This is a genomic window from Neptunomonas sp. XY-337, from assembly GCF_004959845.1.
GTDB lineage: Bacteria > Pseudomonadota > Gammaproteobacteria > Pseudomonadales > Balneatricaceae > Neptunomonas > Neptunomonas marina.
The window spans coordinates 33,214-49,793 of the sequence record NZ_SPLL01000006.1 but is presented as its reverse complement, the minus strand read 5'-3'; the positions used below and the strand labels follow the sequence as shown (position 1 = coordinate 49,793).

Sequence of the window (16,580 nt, the reverse complement as noted above, 5' to 3'; positions counted from 1 at the left end):
TACGAAACCAAAGGCTTAGCGGGATAATTTGTCCATAACAAACAAGGACCTAAAGATGAGCAGAGCAATTTCACTTTCAAAACTCACTATCCGCCTTCACTGGTTAATCGCTGTGGGCATGATTGGCAGCTTGGCGTTTGGTATCTATCTCGATGAGTTTGCAGCGTCTGCAAACAAAGGATCATTAATAGGCTTGCATAAATCCGTTGGCGTCATTGTGTTGCTGCTCGCTCTTGTGCGCTTGATCAATACCGCTAAACAGGGCTTGCCAACGCCGATCTCAGAAAGCGCCGCCTGGCAACTGAGTGCCGCCAAAGTGACCCATATCTTGTTGCTGGCAGGCACACTGTTTATGCCAATATCAGGCGTGATGATGTCGGTGGGCGGTGGATACCCAGTAGGGGTATTTGGCCTGCCATTAATACCAGCAGGCGAAGAGAACGAGATGCTAAGCCAGATTGGCCACACTATGCATGGTGTTGGTGCGAACATTATGATCGCAGCGGTACTGCTACACGTTGCTGGTGCCGTGAAACATAGTCTTATTGATAAAGATGGCACGATGGCCAGAATGCTCGGTAAGCAGATCGGAAACTCTTAATCTAAGCCTTTGTTGTTGTGCCTGCACAAAACAGGCACAACAACACTCACTACGGCTTGTTTAAGCGCTTCTCAATAGCCCGCTTTTCCCAATCACCCCCGAACAAGTCGATCAGATCAAAAGCCCGCGCAGCATGAGATACCACACCTATTCCCCAGCCAAGCGCTGGCCAAACTACCCACCAATACCCAGAATAAGTGAATACATTGATGAGCAGCAACAAGACCATGACGCCAGTATAAGACAGGAGGTGGGAGTAGAAGCTCTTCACCGCCTTTACGTGCTGACGCGCGGCTAGCTCTTCTGCTGAGGTACCTGCCACCAAGGTTTCATCACGTGCTTGAGCAACGTGCAGTTGGGCAAGGTCAACTTCAAGCACCGCAGCAATCGCTTTCAGAGACTCAGCACCCACTGACTGGCCCTTCTCTGAACGCTGTACCGTCCTTACGCTAAGCCCTGCAACCTCTGCCAGTTGCTCTTGAGACCAGCCCCTGTTTTGCCGTAGCTGCCGAATAGTCATCACACCTCCTGTTATGTATGTATCGACTATACAACGCTATAAACGTGCGAACCACGACATAAACATGACTGTCACCTGACAGATCAATAAAATCAATGTGTTAGCAACAGTTACCTGATAACTTAACAGTCTGAAAGACTCCCTTGAAGGTCACCGTTTGCGCTCGGCGGCCAACTAAAAGTTAGCCTCCTCATACTTCGGATAAAGGTGGGCGACCGTTCGGGCAAATTCCCGACGGCTAAGCGCTAGCTCAGCAAACTCCGCCTTGATCGGTGTTTTCATCACCTCAGTCATACTTAAGCCTGCTTGTGCAGCCTTCGTCAGCGATTGATCTAACCAGCGCAGATAGCTCTGCATCTGCGCAATAGCGCGTCCATCTTCAATCAGTGGCCCATGTCCCGGCACCATAACGGTGTAGTCAAGTTCACCCAGTTCCGTTATCTGCTCAAGCCAAATAGCCAAGCCCGGCGTGTGTGGGGTTGTTAACGCGCGCTGATAAAACACCATATCGGCCGCAAACACGACGCCGGTTTTATGGTCTTTAATCACTAAGTCTGCGCCGCTATGACCACTAAAGGGCATCAACGCAAGCCGATGAGACCCCAGCGTGATTTCCGATTCGGTGATGACTTTACGTGGCACTTCAACCTCAGTGGAGCGCATCCAATCGCCGACCAAGCGGTACATATTTTCCGCAAAAGCATCACCATGCTGAGCAATCTGCTCGGAAGTTTGCTTCAGTGCGTAGATATCAACATCGGAAAACGCCTGATTTCCCAAGAAGTGATCAGGGTGGTGATGGGTGTTCAGCACTAACTTTATCGGTTGATCCGTTGTTTGTTTAATCACCTCACGTAGCGCACGGCCATACCGAAGCGAGGGGCCCGTATCGATAACAACAACCCCCTCTTCCGTAACAATAAACCCAGTATTGACGATGTTACCGCCATTTTCGCGCGAAAAGTCCTCAAGTTTTCCTTGTAACACATAGGTGTTGGGCGCAATGAGTTGAGCTTTCAAATTGTAAGTTAACGGCGCAGCACTCACTTGCGCTGCCCCAAACACAAGAACACTGAGGAGCCATCGAATTATCATCTCTCTACCCTCCTAGAGTGCTTGCTCAAATTCATTGCCGCCGTTATCCCGTAGCCAGATCATGTGCTTCTGGTTCGGATGACGCACATCCAGCGTGATCACAGGGTTTTCACTCACCGGTTGCGACAATTTTAGGCGCGCCAGATCATCACCCTGCGCGTTCCGCACAACAACCTGCTCAATGTAAAACTCAGGGATAGCATCCACTAAGCCGGTATCCATCGGGTGGATGATCTTGAACTTGTACCGCCCGCCCGTTTCGCGGGAGAAGAAACGGCTCTTCATCTCACCTAGGTGGCTCTCCCAATAGGGATTTCCAGCCCCCGTGCTTGGTGTTGTACAACCGCCACCGGCAGCATCCAGATAGCTACCGCCCATATGCCAAACGCCTGACTTGGTTAACACAGCCGCTCTAACCGCTGTTCCCTGCTGGACCTTAATGCGCAGCGATACCCGTGGCACCACATCAGGATGGGGGTGGTAGGTAAAGATATGCTGAATGGGATTGAGATCCGCCCACACAACAATGCGCTCAATCTCACCAGCCAAGTTTTGTGCATCAACGGTAATTGGCACTTGGGTCGGGTCTTCAGCAAAGGTGGGCACTTCAACTTTAACCTCAGGATCAAAGCGAAACGGAGCGTCGCCAATAAACTGCTGGCGCATATAGTCCCACAGCGGCGAGTTGAGTGGATCAGGTTCGTTGGCGTGCGCCGCCACACAGCCTAATGACAGCAGTGCCGCAGCGATAATTTGCTTAGCTCGCATAACAGGTCTCCCCTTTTATTTTTATTTTCGGGTTGTATGGATGTTAGTTTTGTTGGGTTTGGTAAAACTCCGGAAGCTCATAGCGTAAGCCGTAACGCTTGTAGATCGTCTCCATCTCACCAGACAACACCATGCCTTCGACCACATCAGCAATGGCATAGCCTAGCTGACGATAGGTGTGTTTAATCGCCATCCCGATATCCCATTTCTGCTTACCCATCGTGGGATAGCCGTTTGACGCCAGTGAGAAGTTTGCATTGGGGGCGCTGGCCAGCAGCCAATCGACCTCTGCTCGCATCGCCATAATTGCATCGACCTTTCCTGCCGACATCGCCGCATATGCAGCGCGTGCATTAGCAAAATGATGCGTGTTATCGCGCATCCGCCCACCAAAAGCGGAGGTCAGATAAAAGGCCGGTAAGCTGTCGATCTCAACGCCGATGGGATGGTATTGGAACACGGCCAAGGTGGAGACATTATCGATCTGCGTATGATCGTAAGCCACTTGCCAACTCTCACGCTGGTAAGGGCCAAACATCACAACCATATCGTTGATGACATAACCCGTTGAGTCGCGCATGTAGCTGTACTCGCGATCATAGGGAACGCGCATCATCACATCAGCAATGTTTTTCAGCGCTAACGGGTTTTGCTCGTTTTTGTCCAGATAGTGCCCTTTCCAGACATTATTACGGAGATCGTCCTCTAAGTTTTCATCGGGAGTGATCCAATGGGGGCGGAACTCTAGGTTAAATGCTTTCGCGATACGCTGCCCTATCTCAACATCCACACCCTTAGGCTGGCCATCTTCAAGATAAGAATAGGGAGGAAAATCGCGATAGAAACCCACTTTGATATAGCCGCTATCGATCACATCATCGTAATAACGCGCAAACGCCAGGCTGCTATGCAGGCTGACGTTAGCGAAGATAATAGCGGTTAGTAGCGCTAACTTACTCATCGGTAGCACGCGTTTCTAGCCAAGCGCGAATCGCCCATAGGGCTTCTTGGCTGAGGTGTTCTGCCATTTTTGGCATGTAAACACGTCCATCGCGCACCGCACCGTTTACAACGCGGTACTTATACCATTCGTCACCCTCAATACCTGTCTCTAGGTAACGTAAATCCGGTGCTATACCGCCAGAGATAGCGTCAAGGCCGTGGCAACGAGCGCAATTTTGCGTGTAAGCAGACTCACCAATTTTGACGGCCAAATCACGGTTATCGTAGTCAGCGTTGTATGGATTCTCGTCTAGCCACTCTTCGCCGAGTGGCTGCAAGCCTTCAACGTCAATACTTTGCGGCGTTACATCACCGTGCGCGATAACTTGACCAGCGATGGCCGCGGTCAGGAAACCAACTGCTGTTAGACCTAAAGCTTTCTTATGAATAGACATCTTTCTTTCACCACTTAGTTTTTATATTCGTTGCGTGGGTTGATACCAATGCAGTTTGATCAACCGCTCTTTCTCTAAAGAGCAAACCAACGCATCTGTTTGCTCGCCGCGTCACCCTCTGCGGCTGGGATGTCTATATAGTAGGCCGAGGGCAAAATCGCCCAGAATTGTACTTTGGGTTTCAAAAACTACTCCCTTGGTAGGAAAGCCGCCACATACCGCAACTTAAGTACACCATTTGCTAACCCGCTCTACTACCTACGCACTACGCCAACCTAATTACTACGGGTTTTTTCCCTAATACCACAGGGAATTGCTCCCTCAAATTCAGGTGAGACGCCCGCAATAGCGGGGCTAAATGCCGTTGTCCGCTGCGCTATGCAGCGCTGAGAATGAACAGAGCGATCAATTCATCGCAAGCCACGAACCTCCTGAATAAAGGGTTTTTACAATGACAAAAATAAACAAAATCGGATTGAAGCCTCTCTGCGCTGCACTCAGTTTGGCCGTTATCACAGGGGTTGCTCATGCCAAACCTGTGACATGGGACGACATCAAGAATGATGCTCAAACACCGGAAGATGTACTTGGTTACGGCATAGGCCCTAAAGCCCAGCGCTGGAGTGATCTAGCCGAGGTAAACACCACTACGATTAAGAATCTGGTACCTGCATGGTCGTTCTCGTTTGGCGGAGAAAAACAGCGTGGACAGGAATCCCAAGCGCTGGTCCACGACGGGGTTATCTATGTCACCGGCTCGTACTCACGTATCTTCGCACTTGATGCAAAAACCGGTGAAAAGCTGTGGGCCTACTCGCACCGTTTACCCGACGATATCCGCCCATGTTGCGATGTTGTTAACCGTGGTGCCGCCATCTTCGGCGATCTCGTTTATTTTGGCACCCTAGATGCCGCGATCGTTGCGCTGGATAAAAAGACCGGTAAGGTCAAGTGGAAGAAGAAGTTTGCCGATCACACCGAAGGCTACACCATGACCGGTGCACCAACGATTATCAAAGATCAGAAAACGGGCAAAGTCATGCTGATCCATGGTAGCTCTGGTGATGAGTTCGGTGTGGTCGGAAAGCTGTTTGCTCGTGACCCAATGACCGGCGAAGAGATCTGGATGCGCCCATTTGTCGAGGGCCATTACGGACGCCTCAATGGTAAAAAGAGCACGCCGACAGGCGACCCACGCGCGCCTTCGTGGCCGGATGATCCGAACTCCCCAACCGGCAAAGTTGAAGCATGGAGTCATGGTGGCGGCGCGCCTTGGCAATCGGCAAGCTTCGATGTCGAGAACAATATGATTATTGTTGGTGCGGGCAACCCGGCACCTTGGAACGGTTGGGCACGTACCTCCCCAGATGGTAACCCGGCAGATTACGATAGCCTTTACACCTCGGGCCAAGTCGCTGTTGATCCGGCTACTGGCGAGGTGCAATGGTTCTACCAGCATACGCCGAACGATGCTTGGGATTTCTCTGGCAATAACGAGCTGGTGTTGTTTGAGTACCAAGATGGCGGCAAAACCATCAAAGCAACCGGCCATGCTGATCGAAACGGTTTCTTCTATGTCGTAAACCGCGAGAATGGCGACTTTATTCGCGGCTTCCCGTTTGTCGATAACATCACATGGGCAACCCATATCGACCCAGAGACCGGCCGCCCGGCTGAGGTTGAAGGCCAGCGCCCACCTAAACCGGCACCTGGCGAGAAGCGCGGTAAATCGGTTGAAGTCTCGCCGCCATTCTTAGGGGGTAAAAACTGGAATCCAATGGCTTACAGCCAAGACACGGGTTTCTTTTACCTTGGCGCCAACCACTGGAAAGAGGACTACTGGACCGAAGAGGTTCACTACAAGCGCGGTGCTGCCTATCTAGGCCAAGGTTTCCGTATTCGCAAAATGTACGACGACCATGTCGGTATTTTACGCGCGGTGAACCCAAAAACCGGAAAAATCGAATGGTCACATAAAGAGAAACTGCCACTATGGGCGGGGGTGTTAGCCACCAAAGGGGGACTGATCTTCACCGGCACCGGCGATGGTTTCTTTAAGGCATTCGATGCAAAAACCGGCAAAGAGCTTTGGAAGTTCCAAACAGGCTCCGGCATCATCTCCTCCCCTGTGACATGGGAGCAAGATGGGCAGCAATACATTGGTGTTGCCAGCGGTTACGGCGGTGCGGTACCTCTCTGGGGTGGCGATATGGCCGACCTTACCAAGCCGGTCACGCAAGGCGGATCATTCTGGGTATTTAAGTTACCAAAGAGCTAATTCAGCCCAACTGAATCACACCCGCCCCGCTTTATGCGGGCGCGGGTTTTGGAGACTCGTTATGAAGTATTGGACCTTAGCGCTGAGCTTAACTGCCTCATCTGTACTTTTCGCCCAGCCCCCCGAAATAAACGGCTGTACACTGGAAGCAGAAGCCAAATGCGCAGGTGTTGACCTATCATTCCAAGACTTACGGCACCTAAATCTCAGCCATATCGACTTAACCGGAGCCAACCTAAAAGGCGCAGATCTGCGCCACTCTATTTTAAAAAACGCCAAGATCGAGAAAGCCAACCTAACTGAAGCGAATCTTGCCCGCGCAGACCTTCGCCATGCAACCCTGCGCGGCTCCAACCTTAGCTACGCGAATCTCGAAGCGATCCAAGGCTGGGCACTATTTGGGCAAGGGGCAAACTTCTACAAGGCGAATATGCGTGGCGCAAATTTAGAGTTTGCTCGCTTTAGTGGCGCTAAGATGCAATTTGCCGACCTACAGGCCGCCAACCTTGAGATCGCCTGGATGACCAAAGTTGACCTCTCGGGCGCGAATCTTAGCAACGCGAACCTCCAAGAAGCCAAACTCAACGCGGCATCACTTGAAAACGCAGACTTCACCGGCGTACGTCGCCATTACGCAACGTTCCAAGCCACGTATATGGAAGGCTGTAAAGGCTGCCCCTTTGACTGGTCAAAAAACTGAGTAGCGTTCTTTTCGTCTCTGCCGAGTCCACTCATATTTACGCTGCTTGTGCCTTTTACCGCGCAAGCAGCCGCTCCCCCATCAATCTGGTCAGCTGCGTTTTTCTCATTAAATTGCCCCCAATGCCCCTGAAGTTAGTCACACGCCACCAATCTAAATCTAGAAATTAAATATCGATAACGCACTTGAAAATGATAATCTATATCATTTATATTGTTATAACATAACAAACGGAGGCGTAATGAAAAAAGGTATTCATCCAGACTACGACTATGTGGTGTTTCGAGATACAAGCTGCGGTCGCGAGTTTCGTATTCGCTCAACGTGCACCAGCCCACTAACAACAGTTTGGGAAGATGGCAAAACTTACCCGCTAATTAACCTAGACGTTTCGAGTGCATCACACCCGATCTACACCGGTGAAAAACGTCAAGCGAAAGCGGAAGGCCGTATAGCACAGTTCAATAAACGTTTCGCAGGCCGCGTAAAGCAGACAAAGGAATAGAAAATGCAGGTTGTTAGTTCACTAAAGACAGCGAAGAAACGCCATAAGGATTGCCAAGTGGTCAAGCGCCGAGGCAGGCTCTATGTTATTTGCAAAAGCAATCCGCGCTTCAAAGCCCGCCAAGGCAGCGTAAAGAAGAAGCGCTAACACTTCAGAGGGGATACGCTGGGCTCCCCTCTATCGCAGCTTCCAAAGATTCAGACTAATCACCGGTAATTTGCGTACCCACTTTCACCAACCCCGTTTCGATTGCTAGGTGGACCAGCTCTGCGGTAGAGCTGATATTTAACTTGCTCTTCAAGATCGCTGTGTAGTTTGAAACGGTTTTGGCACTGATAGAGAGCTGCTCAGAGATCTCCTTTACACTCAGGCCTTGGGCCAGCATCACAAAGATTTCGAACTCGCGTTGTGTCATCTCTTTTAAGCGTTTGTCTTTTTGCTCTGGGCGGGACACCGCCAACCGCATCGCGAGCTCATGCTCAACATACAGCTGACCGGCTGCGACTTTATTCACCGCTTCAATCAAGATCTCTGGTGTGCAGGTTTTCGTGATATAGCCTTTAGCACCCGCCTCTAAAGCCTGTGTCACCACTGGGATCTCGTCATACATACTAAAGAACAGCACTTTGCTGTTTGGACAACGCTGCAAGATACGTCGAGTCGCTTCGATGCCGCTGATCCCCTGCATGTTGACATCCATTATGACCACATCCGGTTCTAGTTCCTGACTTAGGCTAAACGCTTGATCCCCGTTAACTGCCTCAAAAACTTCGCATGGCGCAAATACCGTCGAGAGCAAGCTCGCATAGCCTTGGCGAACGACTGCATGATCATCAGCAATCAATATCTTCATATTCTATCTCCCTAATCGGTACGGTTAACGATAGCCGTGTTCCTTGTCCTTGGCGCTGTTCAAACTGGAGTTCACCCTCCATACAGCGGGCACGTTCGCTCATCGAGCGCAACCCTAAGCCGGTCTTATTGCGGCTTGGCGGGCTGGCGTTGCCATTGTCTTCCACCAGCAAACTCAGTTGTCCATCCACGGCACTCAGCCGTACGCGAACGTGGGTTGCTTTGGCATGTTGCGCAACGTTGTTGAGCGCCTCTTGTACAACTCGGTAGATATGTGTGTTCGTTTCATCATCGAATAAAGGCAGCGGCTCATCGACCATCATGTCGACCTGCAGATGACTGTAGGTTTGTTGCCAGCGATCCACTTGGGTACGAATCGCTTCTGCTAAACCTAACTGCTCCAAAATCACAGGGTGCAACTTACGGATCAAAGCGCGGAAGCTCTGCTGCATCGCATCGCAATGCTGAGCCACATGCTCACCCACCGATTGCACAACGGCTTTGTCGTCACCACGCTGCTGGAGCAGATAAGCATGGGCACGGATCCCCGCCAAGTACTGGCCTAGATCGTCGTGCAGCTCTCTGGCAAGGTGCGCACGCTCTGTCTCTTGCAGGCGGAGCAATTCGTGGGTTAAGCGCGAGTTATCGCTTTGTGCCTCTTCTAACGCCTCCGCCATCGCATTGAAGTGCTCGGCGATAGAGTTCACCTCACTCACACCATAACGATCAAGCCGCGCCGTATACTGGCCTTTTTCAATGGCGTGCAGTGCGGCCAGAAAGTCAGCTACCGGACGCACCCCTTGGCGTACGCCTAGATAGATCGCGAGATTAGACAGTACAACGCTCAGGCCAAATAGGAAAAGCACCTGCTGTACCGACTCCCACACCTCCCCCAGCTCATCGCTGGGATCCGCTTTTAACCGCAAAACGCGCCCATCCGGTAGATAACGGTAATACGCCTTATCGACAATCGGCTCAATACCCGGTATCAGATTGATAAACCACGCTGGCGCTTCTTCATCATCAGGTTCGGCTCGGTCTAATTGCTCAAATGCCGCTAAGCTCTCTGCCATCTCTAGCTGAACGTGGCGCGAGTCACCTTCGAGTACTTCTTTAAGCAATACCTCGTTTTCACCCGCCAGCGTTAACAACTGGTGGGTGAAGCTGACACCGGCAACCACCTCGCGCTTAATATCTTTGGCCGCTTGCCCGAGCATAAAATAAAGCGTAATAACTAAAACAGCGGTAAAAACACCCGCGACCAGCAGGTTAAGTCGTAAAACTGCACTCATCTATTCACTCCTGCAAAGGCAATCGGCCTGTGCTCGTCGCCAACAATATTCATGCATATTTACACATAAAGCGCTGATTTAAGATGTAAAACGAAAGCCGTACTGATGCAGTATGCCCAATGCAAACACCGCAACAGAATGCTTCCTAGGATGGAATAGGCGTGGCACTAAAGTACTGGTTAGCGCCCGAAAAAGCTCTCAGCTGCCGAGTTTAACAACGCCTGCATCGATAGCGATGTGGACTAGCTCAGCGGTGGAAGAGGCATCCAGCTTACTTTTGATAGTGGTGACGTAATTGGAAACCGTTTTGATATTCAGACCCAGCGTGTCAGAAATCACTTGGTTATTCTGCCCACGCGCGAGCATGACAAACACCTCAAACTCGCGCTGGGTAAGCTCGCGCAACAGCCCTTCTGTCACGCTTTGGTTATTGAGCGCCAGCTTCATCACAAGGTCATACTCGATAAAGATCTCGCCCCGGCTGATCTTGGTGACGGCCTCCAGCAGTGTTTTCGAGGAGCCCGACTTTGTGATGTACCCCATGGCACCGGCATCAAGGGCCTGCTTCACCATTAACGCCTCGTCATACATGCTAAAGAACATGATGCGGGCCTCACGGTCTGCTTCGAGTATGCGTGTAGCCGCCTCGATGCCGCTAATTCCCGGAAGGTTGATATCCATAATCACCAGGTCTGGGCGGTGCTCTGTGTAAAGCTGTGCCGCTTGCTCACCGCTTGAAGCCTCGAGAATCTCGCATGGAGAGATCACAGTGGGCAGAACACTGGCATAGCCTTGGCGTACAACCGAATGGTCGTCGGTGATAAGAATTTTCATTAGATGTCCGTCTCGGGAAGGAATACCCGCATGCTACCATCGAATGAACATTTTGTTTACATCGATAGTTATCAGCCATCTAATAGCAAGGGAGAGACGCGCGACACTAGGAGCGTCGCGCGTTGGTGGCGTTACTCGATGTTAAAAACCCCAGCCATGCCTTTCGCTTCCAAGCCCTCGGCAAAGAACTCGAACTTCCCAGGCTTGATCGGCACAAAGTAGATCTCTGCCTCGCCCTCTTGTTCAAACTCAAGCTCAGTCAAGCTCACCGCTTTAATCTCCATATCACCCGCCTCTACCTTGCGCAGGAAGATCGAGTTAAAAAAGCCCGGTGCTTTCACTGCATACTCCGTTTGGCCACTGGAGATCACTTTTAGCTTGTAGGATTTACCAGTCTCGAGTTGATACTCTTTGTGTGACAGATGGTAGCGGTTGTCTTCTGTTCCTAGCACCAGATCAGGTAGCTTGGTGGGTCGGCGTGTTAGATCACCTTGAGCTGCCGCAATCGTACTCGATACACCCATTACTGCCGCTAAACCTGCCAAACCTACTGTTTTTAGAATCGTCATATTGCCACCTCTACTGATGCGCTGTTGTTTTTATGTGGCTCTATGCTAAACGCCGCTCTGGGTAAAAGAATGCTACTTCCGAACTAATTGATTTCTACTTTCTTCATATTCCTGCTTCACGATTTCCCACCTATGCTGGGCAAAAATCATAATAAATAGAAGTTATCGACGATGATAAACACCAAGAACGCCCTTGCCAGTGCACTGTTAGCCGCCTCGCTCACCTTTGCCAACCACAGTGCCGCACAACTCGATATTCCTATCACCTACTTACACCAAGAGGTTGATACCGGCCCGGTACTGTCCAATGTACTACCCGAACCCGACGATGCCGGGCTGCAAGGTGCAGCACTGGGCATTAAAGACAGCAACACCACTGGGCGCTTTCTCAAACATCACTATGCGCTCAACAGCTTTTCCAAAGCCGATGCCAGCGCTTTGGTCGACATAGCGCAGCAACGCTACAGCGCGGGTGACCGCTTCTTTGTGGTCAACGTGCCAACTAAGACGCTACAAGCACTACAAACTGCACTTGGGCCCGAGGCGCTGATCTTCAACGCAGGTAGCGCAGACGATGCGCTCCGCCAATCTGCCTGTGCGTCCAACACCTTACACACACTGCCGAGCCGCGCCATGTTAACCGACGCGTTGGCACAGTGGTTGAAAGCTAAGCGCCTTGATGAAGTTTTAGTCATCACCGGGCCAAACGCGGAAGACAAAGCCTACACCGCCTCGTTTGAGCGCGCCGCGAAACGCTTTGGACTCAAAATTGTGGCAGAGAAAGACTGGACCTTTGATAGTGATCTTCGCCGAACCGCCCAAAAAGAGCTGCCACTCTTTACCCAAACCGATGATTACGATGTGGTGTTTGTCGCTGATGAACGCGGCGATTTTGGTGAATATGTGCTTTACAACACCTGGCTTCCGCGCCCAGTCGTTGGTACGCAGGGGCTCACTCCGGTGGCGTGGCATCGCGTTGTGGAACAGTGGGGAGCGGCGCAGTTACAGAGCCGCTTCGACAAGCTCGCCAAACGCTGGATGACGCCTAAAGACTATGCAGCGTGGGCTGCGGTTCGCTCCGTTGCAGAAGCTGTTACGCGCACCAACAGCGCCAGCTTTAGTCAGGTAAAAAGCTATATTCGCTCGGATAAGTTTCAGTTGGCTGGCTTTAAAGGACGCAAACTGGACTACCGCGATTGGAACGGGCAGCTACGCCAACCTATCCCGCTAGTACATCCACGCTCGCTTGTTTCTCAGTCACCACAAGAGGGGTTTCTACACCCGAAAAATGAACTAGACACCCTTGGCTTTGACCGCCCAGAAGTGAACTGCACAGCACAATAAGGAGTTCCCATGACACACCGTACATCGCTTACCCTACTCACCAGCGCTATGCTGCTTGCATCCTCCTGTGCAATGGCTCAGTTAGCCTATGTATCTAATGAAAAGGACGATACCATCTCGGTGATCGATCTGAAGTCGCAAACCGTTACAGACACGATCGGTGTGGGCGAGCGCCCGCGTGGGATTCTGTTCTCCAAAGACTACTCTAAGCTGTACATTTGTGCCTCAGATTCCGACACCGTACAGGTGATGGATGTCGCCACAAAAACCATTATCAAAGAGCTACCCTCTGGTGAAGACCCGGAACAGTTCGCACTGCACCCGAATGATCGCCACCTCTACATCTCCAACGAAGATGACGCGCTAGTCACCATTGTTGATACTGAAACCAGTGAAGTGCTGGCCCAAATTGATGTGGGCGTCGAGCCCGAGGGGATGGCGGTTAGCCCTGATGGCAAGATCGCCGTCAATACCAGCGAGACCACCAACATGGTTCACTGGATCGACACCTCTACTTATGAGTTGGTGGACAACACCTTGGTTGACCAACGCCCGCGCCATGTGGAGTTCAGCAAAGACAGTAAAATTCTTTGGGCCAGTTCCGAGATCGGTGGCACCGTATCAGTGATCGACGTAGCTAGCCGCCAGATCTTTAAAAAACTCACATTCGAGATCAAAGGTATCCACCCTGACCGCGTACAACCGGTTGGTGTGCGCCTAACCGATGACGGCAAGTACGCGTTTGTGGCCTTGGGACCTGCCAACCATGTGGCGGTTGTCGATGCGCAAAACTATGAGGTGATCGACTACATATTAGTGGGCCGGCGTGTATGGCATATGGACTTTAACCAAGATCAGACCCAGCTGCTGACAACCAACGGCATCAGTGGCGATGTGTCCATCATCGATGTCGATAAGATGAAAGCGGTTAAGAGTATCAAGGTTGGCCGTTATCCATGGGGTGTGCGCGTCAAACCTGAGTAGTTCAAGCCTAGCATCATTCAGCACAAGGAGTGTTATGAGTATTTCGGTTGAGTCTTTAAGCTTTGCTTACGGCCCACGTAACGCCCTGAAAGGTGTGAGCTTTCAGCTCACGCCGGGGCGTTTTCATGCGTTGTTGGGCCCAAATGGCGCGGGAAAATCCACATTGTTCTCGCTTATCACGCGGTTAAATGCGCTACAGGATGGCGATATCTGTATCGATGAACTTAGCATTCGCCAACAACCTGCCAGTGTCATGCAGCGGGTTGGAGTGGTGTTTCAGCAAAGCTCCCTTGATCTGGACCTTACCGTTAAGCAGAACCTCTATTACCACGCCGCCTTGCATGGCATCTCGCGCCAGCACGCAAAACCCTTGGTTGAGCGTGAGTTAGCCCGCATGGAGATGGCTGATCGTGCCAACGATAAAGTGCGGGCTTTGAACGGTGGCCACCGGCGCCGCGTCGAAATCGCACGGGCGCTTATGCATGCCCCCGATATTTTATTGCTGGATGAACCCACTGTCGGTTTGGACCCACAAACCCGTTTGGCGTTGTGTAATTACGTAAGAGACTTGTGCGAACAAGACCATATTACAGCGCTATGGGCCACCCATCTCATGGAAGAGATTCAGCCGCATGATCCGGTGATTTTGCTTCACAAGGGCGAGGTCCTGCTTAATGGTCACGCTGATGATCTTCTGGAGCAGTCAGGCTGCAGCCACTACAGCGATGCGTTCCATGTACTCACGAGTACTGACAAACAGAGGGGAGCCGCATGAAACTGAGCGCAGCTTGGCACTGCTTTCAAGGCGTTTTGATCAGAGAGTTTTTACGCTTTATACAGCAGCGTTCGCGGTTTCTGAGCGCACTGGTGCGCCCGTTACTATGGTTGGTGGTCTTTGCGGCAGGCTTTCGCGCTGCGCTGGGTATCTCGATCATTCAGCCATACGATACTTATATCACCTATGAAACCTATATCGCGCCGGGGCTTTGTTGCATGATTTTGCTCTTTAACGGTATGCAAAGCAGCCTTTCGATGGTCTACGACCGTGAAATGGGCAGTATGCGCGTTCTGCTGATGAGCCCATTACCACGCCCCTTTCTACTGCTCTGTAAGATGGTGGCAACGGCGCTCATCTCCCTGACACAGGTTTATGCATTCTTGCTAGCGGCCCTGTTGGTGGATGTTGAGCCCCCTATGATTGGCTACGTAACGGCACTACCTGCGTTGCTGCTCGTAGCGTTACTGCTCAGTTCTTTGGGACTGCTGTTATCTACCCAGATTAAACAATTGGAGAACTTTGCTGGGGTTATGAATTTCGTCATCTTCCCCATGTTCTTTCTCTCATCGGCCCTCTATCCACTTTGGAAGATGCAAGAGGCCAACGATTGGCTCTACACCCTGTGCGCAATCAACCCCTTCACCTACGCGGTCGAACTGGTGCGCTTTGCGCTGTATGGCCAACTCAACACCACCGCATTGCTGATAACACTCGGGGCAACTGCCCTCTTTACATCATTGGCAGTGCTTGGTTTTAGGCCTCGTAAGTCAGGGCGTTAAACTACAGCGTCGGACGCAACGTTTGCAGCCGGCGCAAGCTCAACAGCCCCAAAATAGGTCCGGGAATCAGTAGCCACATGACCCACTGCACCGGCACAGAAGTAAGTAACCAGCCGGTTAACTGCACCGCTATAATCGTGATGGTAAAGCCGACGGCATTGATCATCGTGAGGGCACTCCCCACTGCATCGCTGGGCGCCGTTTGCGCAGATAGAGAGGAGAACTGCGGCGAATCAGCCGCCACGGACCAACCCCACACCAACCAGAAAAAGAGCACCAGCGCGAACAGGTCAGACGCAAAGATCAACGGCGATAATACACAGCAACACCCAGAAACCGCCAAGTTCACGGCAGCCACACGGCGGCTTCCGGTGTGAAGAGAGACATAACCTCCCACCATACAGCCCAGCCCGCCGATTCCAATGATCACAAATGCCCACAGTGAAACCGATAGATCTTGATGGTGTTGAGCGCTCCACGCGAGCAACCAGTAAGGTACCAGCGCATACACCGCGTAAAGTTCCCACATATGCCCGAAGTAACCGCCTGCACTGGCACGCAATGCTGGCTGGCGGCTAGCCGCGATAAGCCCAGAGAGCCGCAACGGCGCACCCCGATGCATCGCTGGCCCATCCGGCACTCCGAATAAAATTACCAAACCACCGATAAACGAAGCGGCACTGCACAGGTAGATCACATAACGCCATTGCTCCGCCACCAGCGCTGAAAACAGATGCGCCGATGCCGTACCTATCACTAGCGCACCCACCAAAAAACCGAGCGCCCTACCTAATCCTTCCGGATACCAAGCGCTCGCTATCTTCATTCCAACCGGATAGACACCGGCAAGAAAAAAGCCACCGAGAAAACGCAACAATAGAATATCTTCGAGAGTTTCAGCCCACAGCGCGATTAAGCTGTTAAAAAACGCCCCACCCAAAGCGGATAAAAAGAACAGCACACGCGGCGACAGACGATCTGCTAGCGTTAGCACGGCAAATACTAACGCTCCGACGATAAAACCTAACTGGACTGAGTTGGTGAGCGGCGCAACTGCACTATCCGCCAGCCCCCACTGCGCTTGCAGCACGGGTAAAATGGCATTCCCCGCAAACCAAGTGGAGGTACCTAACAACTGAGCCAAGACGATACATGGCAATATATAACTGGGCCGCTGTAACATCAGCGCTCTCCTTGAACAGCATAGCGGCAACAAGCTTGCCAATCATAGTGGGGATCACAAACAACGCCCTAACAGACGCAATCAAAGCGGCTAGGACGATA

At 51.6% G+C, this 16,580-nt stretch carries 19 protein-coding genes; 9 read left to right on the top strand and 10 right to left on the bottom strand.

Annotation, left to right across the window (positions count from 1 at the left end; genetic code table 11):
- Positions 1-55: 55 nt before the first annotated feature.
- Positions 56-601: a cytochrome b gene (locus E4L36_RS13660; RefSeq protein ID WP_136681064.1), complete on the top strand. Its 546-nt coding sequence runs from the start codon at positions 56-58 to the stop codon at positions 599-601.
- Between the two features lie 49 nt (positions 602-650).
- Here the strand turns inward: E4L36_RS13660 and E4L36_RS13655 are convergent, their stop codons facing one another.
- The 5 genes from E4L36_RS13655 to pedF form a co-directional block, all read right to left on the bottom strand.
- Positions 651-1,121: a 2TM domain-containing protein gene (locus E4L36_RS13655; protein ID WP_136681063.1), complete on the bottom strand. Its 471-nt coding sequence runs from the start codon at positions 1,119-1,121 to the stop codon at positions 651-653.
- A gap of 174 nt (positions 1,122-1,295) precedes the next feature.
- Positions 1,296-2,216 (bottom strand): quinoprotein relay system zinc metallohydrolase 1, encoded by a 921-nt coding sequence (locus E4L36_RS13650; protein ID WP_136681062.1) that lies wholly within the window; start codon positions 2,214-2,216, stop codon positions 1,296-1,298.
- A gap of 12 nt (positions 2,217-2,228) precedes the next feature.
- Positions 2,229-2,984, bottom strand: coding sequence for a quinoprotein dehydrogenase-associated SoxYZ-like carrier (locus E4L36_RS13645; RefSeq protein WP_136681061.1), 756 nt, complete (start codon positions 2,982-2,984; stop codon positions 2,229-2,231).
- 43 nt (positions 2,985-3,027) lie between these two features.
- The gene (locus E4L36_RS13640) at positions 3,028-3,945 is read right to left on the bottom strand and encodes a transporter substrate-binding domain-containing protein (protein WP_136681060.1); all 918 of its coding nucleotides are present in this window, start codon (positions 3,943-3,945) and stop codon (positions 3,028-3,030) included.
- Positions 3,938-4,381, bottom strand: coding sequence for a cytochrome c-550 PedF (pedF, locus tag E4L36_RS13635; protein ID WP_136681059.1), 444 nt, complete (start codon positions 4,379-4,381; stop codon positions 3,938-3,940). Before pedF ends, E4L36_RS13640 begins: the two co-directional genes overlap by 8 nt.
- A gap of 451 nt (positions 4,382-4,832) precedes the next feature.
- Between pedF and E4L36_RS13630 the strand changes: the two genes are divergently transcribed.
- From E4L36_RS13630 to ykgO, 4 genes are all read left to right on the top strand, one after another.
- Positions 4,833-6,659: a methanol/ethanol family PQQ-dependent dehydrogenase gene (locus E4L36_RS13630; RefSeq protein ID WP_136681058.1), complete on the top strand. Its 1,827-nt coding sequence runs from the start codon at positions 4,833-4,835 to the stop codon at positions 6,657-6,659.
- A 61-nt stretch (positions 6,660-6,720) separates the two neighbouring features.
- Entirely contained in the window at positions 6,721-7,359 is a 639-nt protein-coding gene (locus E4L36_RS13625; protein WP_136681057.1) for a pentapeptide repeat-containing protein, read from the top strand.
- Positions 7,360-7,600: 241 nt separating this feature from the next.
- Positions 7,601-7,864 (top strand): type B 50S ribosomal protein L31, encoded by a 264-nt coding sequence (locus E4L36_RS13620; RefSeq protein WP_127693992.1) that lies wholly within the window; start codon positions 7,601-7,603, stop codon positions 7,862-7,864.
- Positions 7,865-7,867: 3 nt separating this feature from the next.
- Complete coding sequence (gene ykgO, locus E4L36_RS13615) at positions 7,868-8,011, top strand: type B 50S ribosomal protein L36 (protein WP_136681056.1); 144 nt, start codon at positions 7,868-7,870, stop codon at positions 8,009-8,011.
- A gap of 55 nt (positions 8,012-8,066) precedes the next feature.
- Here ykgO and E4L36_RS13610 read toward each other — a convergent pair whose 3' ends face one another.
- The 4 genes from E4L36_RS13610 to E4L36_RS13595 form a co-directional block, all read right to left on the bottom strand.
- On the bottom strand, positions 8,067-8,717 hold the full coding sequence (locus E4L36_RS13610) for a response regulator transcription factor (protein ID WP_136681055.1): 651 nt from the start codon (positions 8,715-8,717) through the stop codon (positions 8,067-8,069).
- Entirely contained in the window at positions 8,698-10,008 is a 1,311-nt protein-coding gene (locus E4L36_RS13605; RefSeq protein WP_136681054.1) for a sensor histidine kinase, read from the bottom strand. Before E4L36_RS13605 ends, E4L36_RS13610 begins: the two co-directional genes overlap by 20 nt.
- A 198-nt stretch (positions 10,009-10,206) precedes the next feature.
- Positions 10,207-10,842 (bottom strand): response regulator transcription factor, encoded by a 636-nt coding sequence (locus E4L36_RS13600; RefSeq protein ID WP_136681053.1) that lies wholly within the window; start codon positions 10,840-10,842, stop codon positions 10,207-10,209.
- Positions 10,843-10,973: 131 nt separating this feature from the next.
- Complete coding sequence (locus tag E4L36_RS13595; RefSeq protein ID WP_136681052.1) at positions 10,974-11,411, bottom strand: copper-binding protein; 438 nt, start codon at positions 11,409-11,411, stop codon at positions 10,974-10,976.
- 171 nt (positions 11,412-11,582) lie between these two features.
- On the opposite strand from E4L36_RS13595, the gene E4L36_RS13590 reads away from it, so the two are divergent.
- The 4 genes from E4L36_RS13590 to E4L36_RS13575 are packed head-to-tail and all read left to right on the top strand — an operon-like array spanning position 11,583 to position 15,296.
- Complete coding sequence (locus E4L36_RS13590) at positions 11,583-12,755, top strand: ABC transporter substrate-binding protein (RefSeq protein ID WP_136681051.1); 1,173 nt, start codon at positions 11,583-11,585, stop codon at positions 12,753-12,755.
- A gap of 9 nt (positions 12,756-12,764) precedes the next feature.
- Positions 12,765-13,739 carry a YVTN family beta-propeller repeat protein gene (locus E4L36_RS13585; protein WP_136681050.1) on the top strand — a complete coding sequence of 325 codons (975 nt, stop codon included), beginning with the start codon at positions 12,765-12,767 and terminating at the stop codon, positions 13,737-13,739.
- A gap of 34 nt (positions 13,740-13,773) precedes the next feature.
- A complete protein-coding gene (locus E4L36_RS13580; RefSeq protein WP_136681049.1) occupies positions 13,774-14,514 on the top strand; it encodes an ABC transporter ATP-binding protein in 741 nt (246 codons plus the stop codon).
- Positions 14,511-15,296 (top strand): ABC transporter permease, encoded by a 786-nt coding sequence (locus tag E4L36_RS13575; RefSeq protein WP_240770732.1) that lies wholly within the window; start codon positions 14,511-14,513, stop codon positions 15,294-15,296. Before E4L36_RS13580 ends, E4L36_RS13575 begins: the two co-directional genes overlap by 4 nt.
- A 1-nt stretch (position 15,297) precedes the next feature.
- On the opposite strand, the gene E4L36_RS13570 is transcribed toward E4L36_RS13575, so the two are convergent.
- The gene (locus E4L36_RS13570; protein ID WP_136681048.1) at positions 15,298-16,479 is read right to left on the bottom strand and encodes an MFS transporter; all 1,182 of its coding nucleotides are present in this window, start codon (positions 16,477-16,479) and stop codon (positions 15,298-15,300) included.
- Positions 16,480-16,580: the final 101 nt, after the last annotated feature.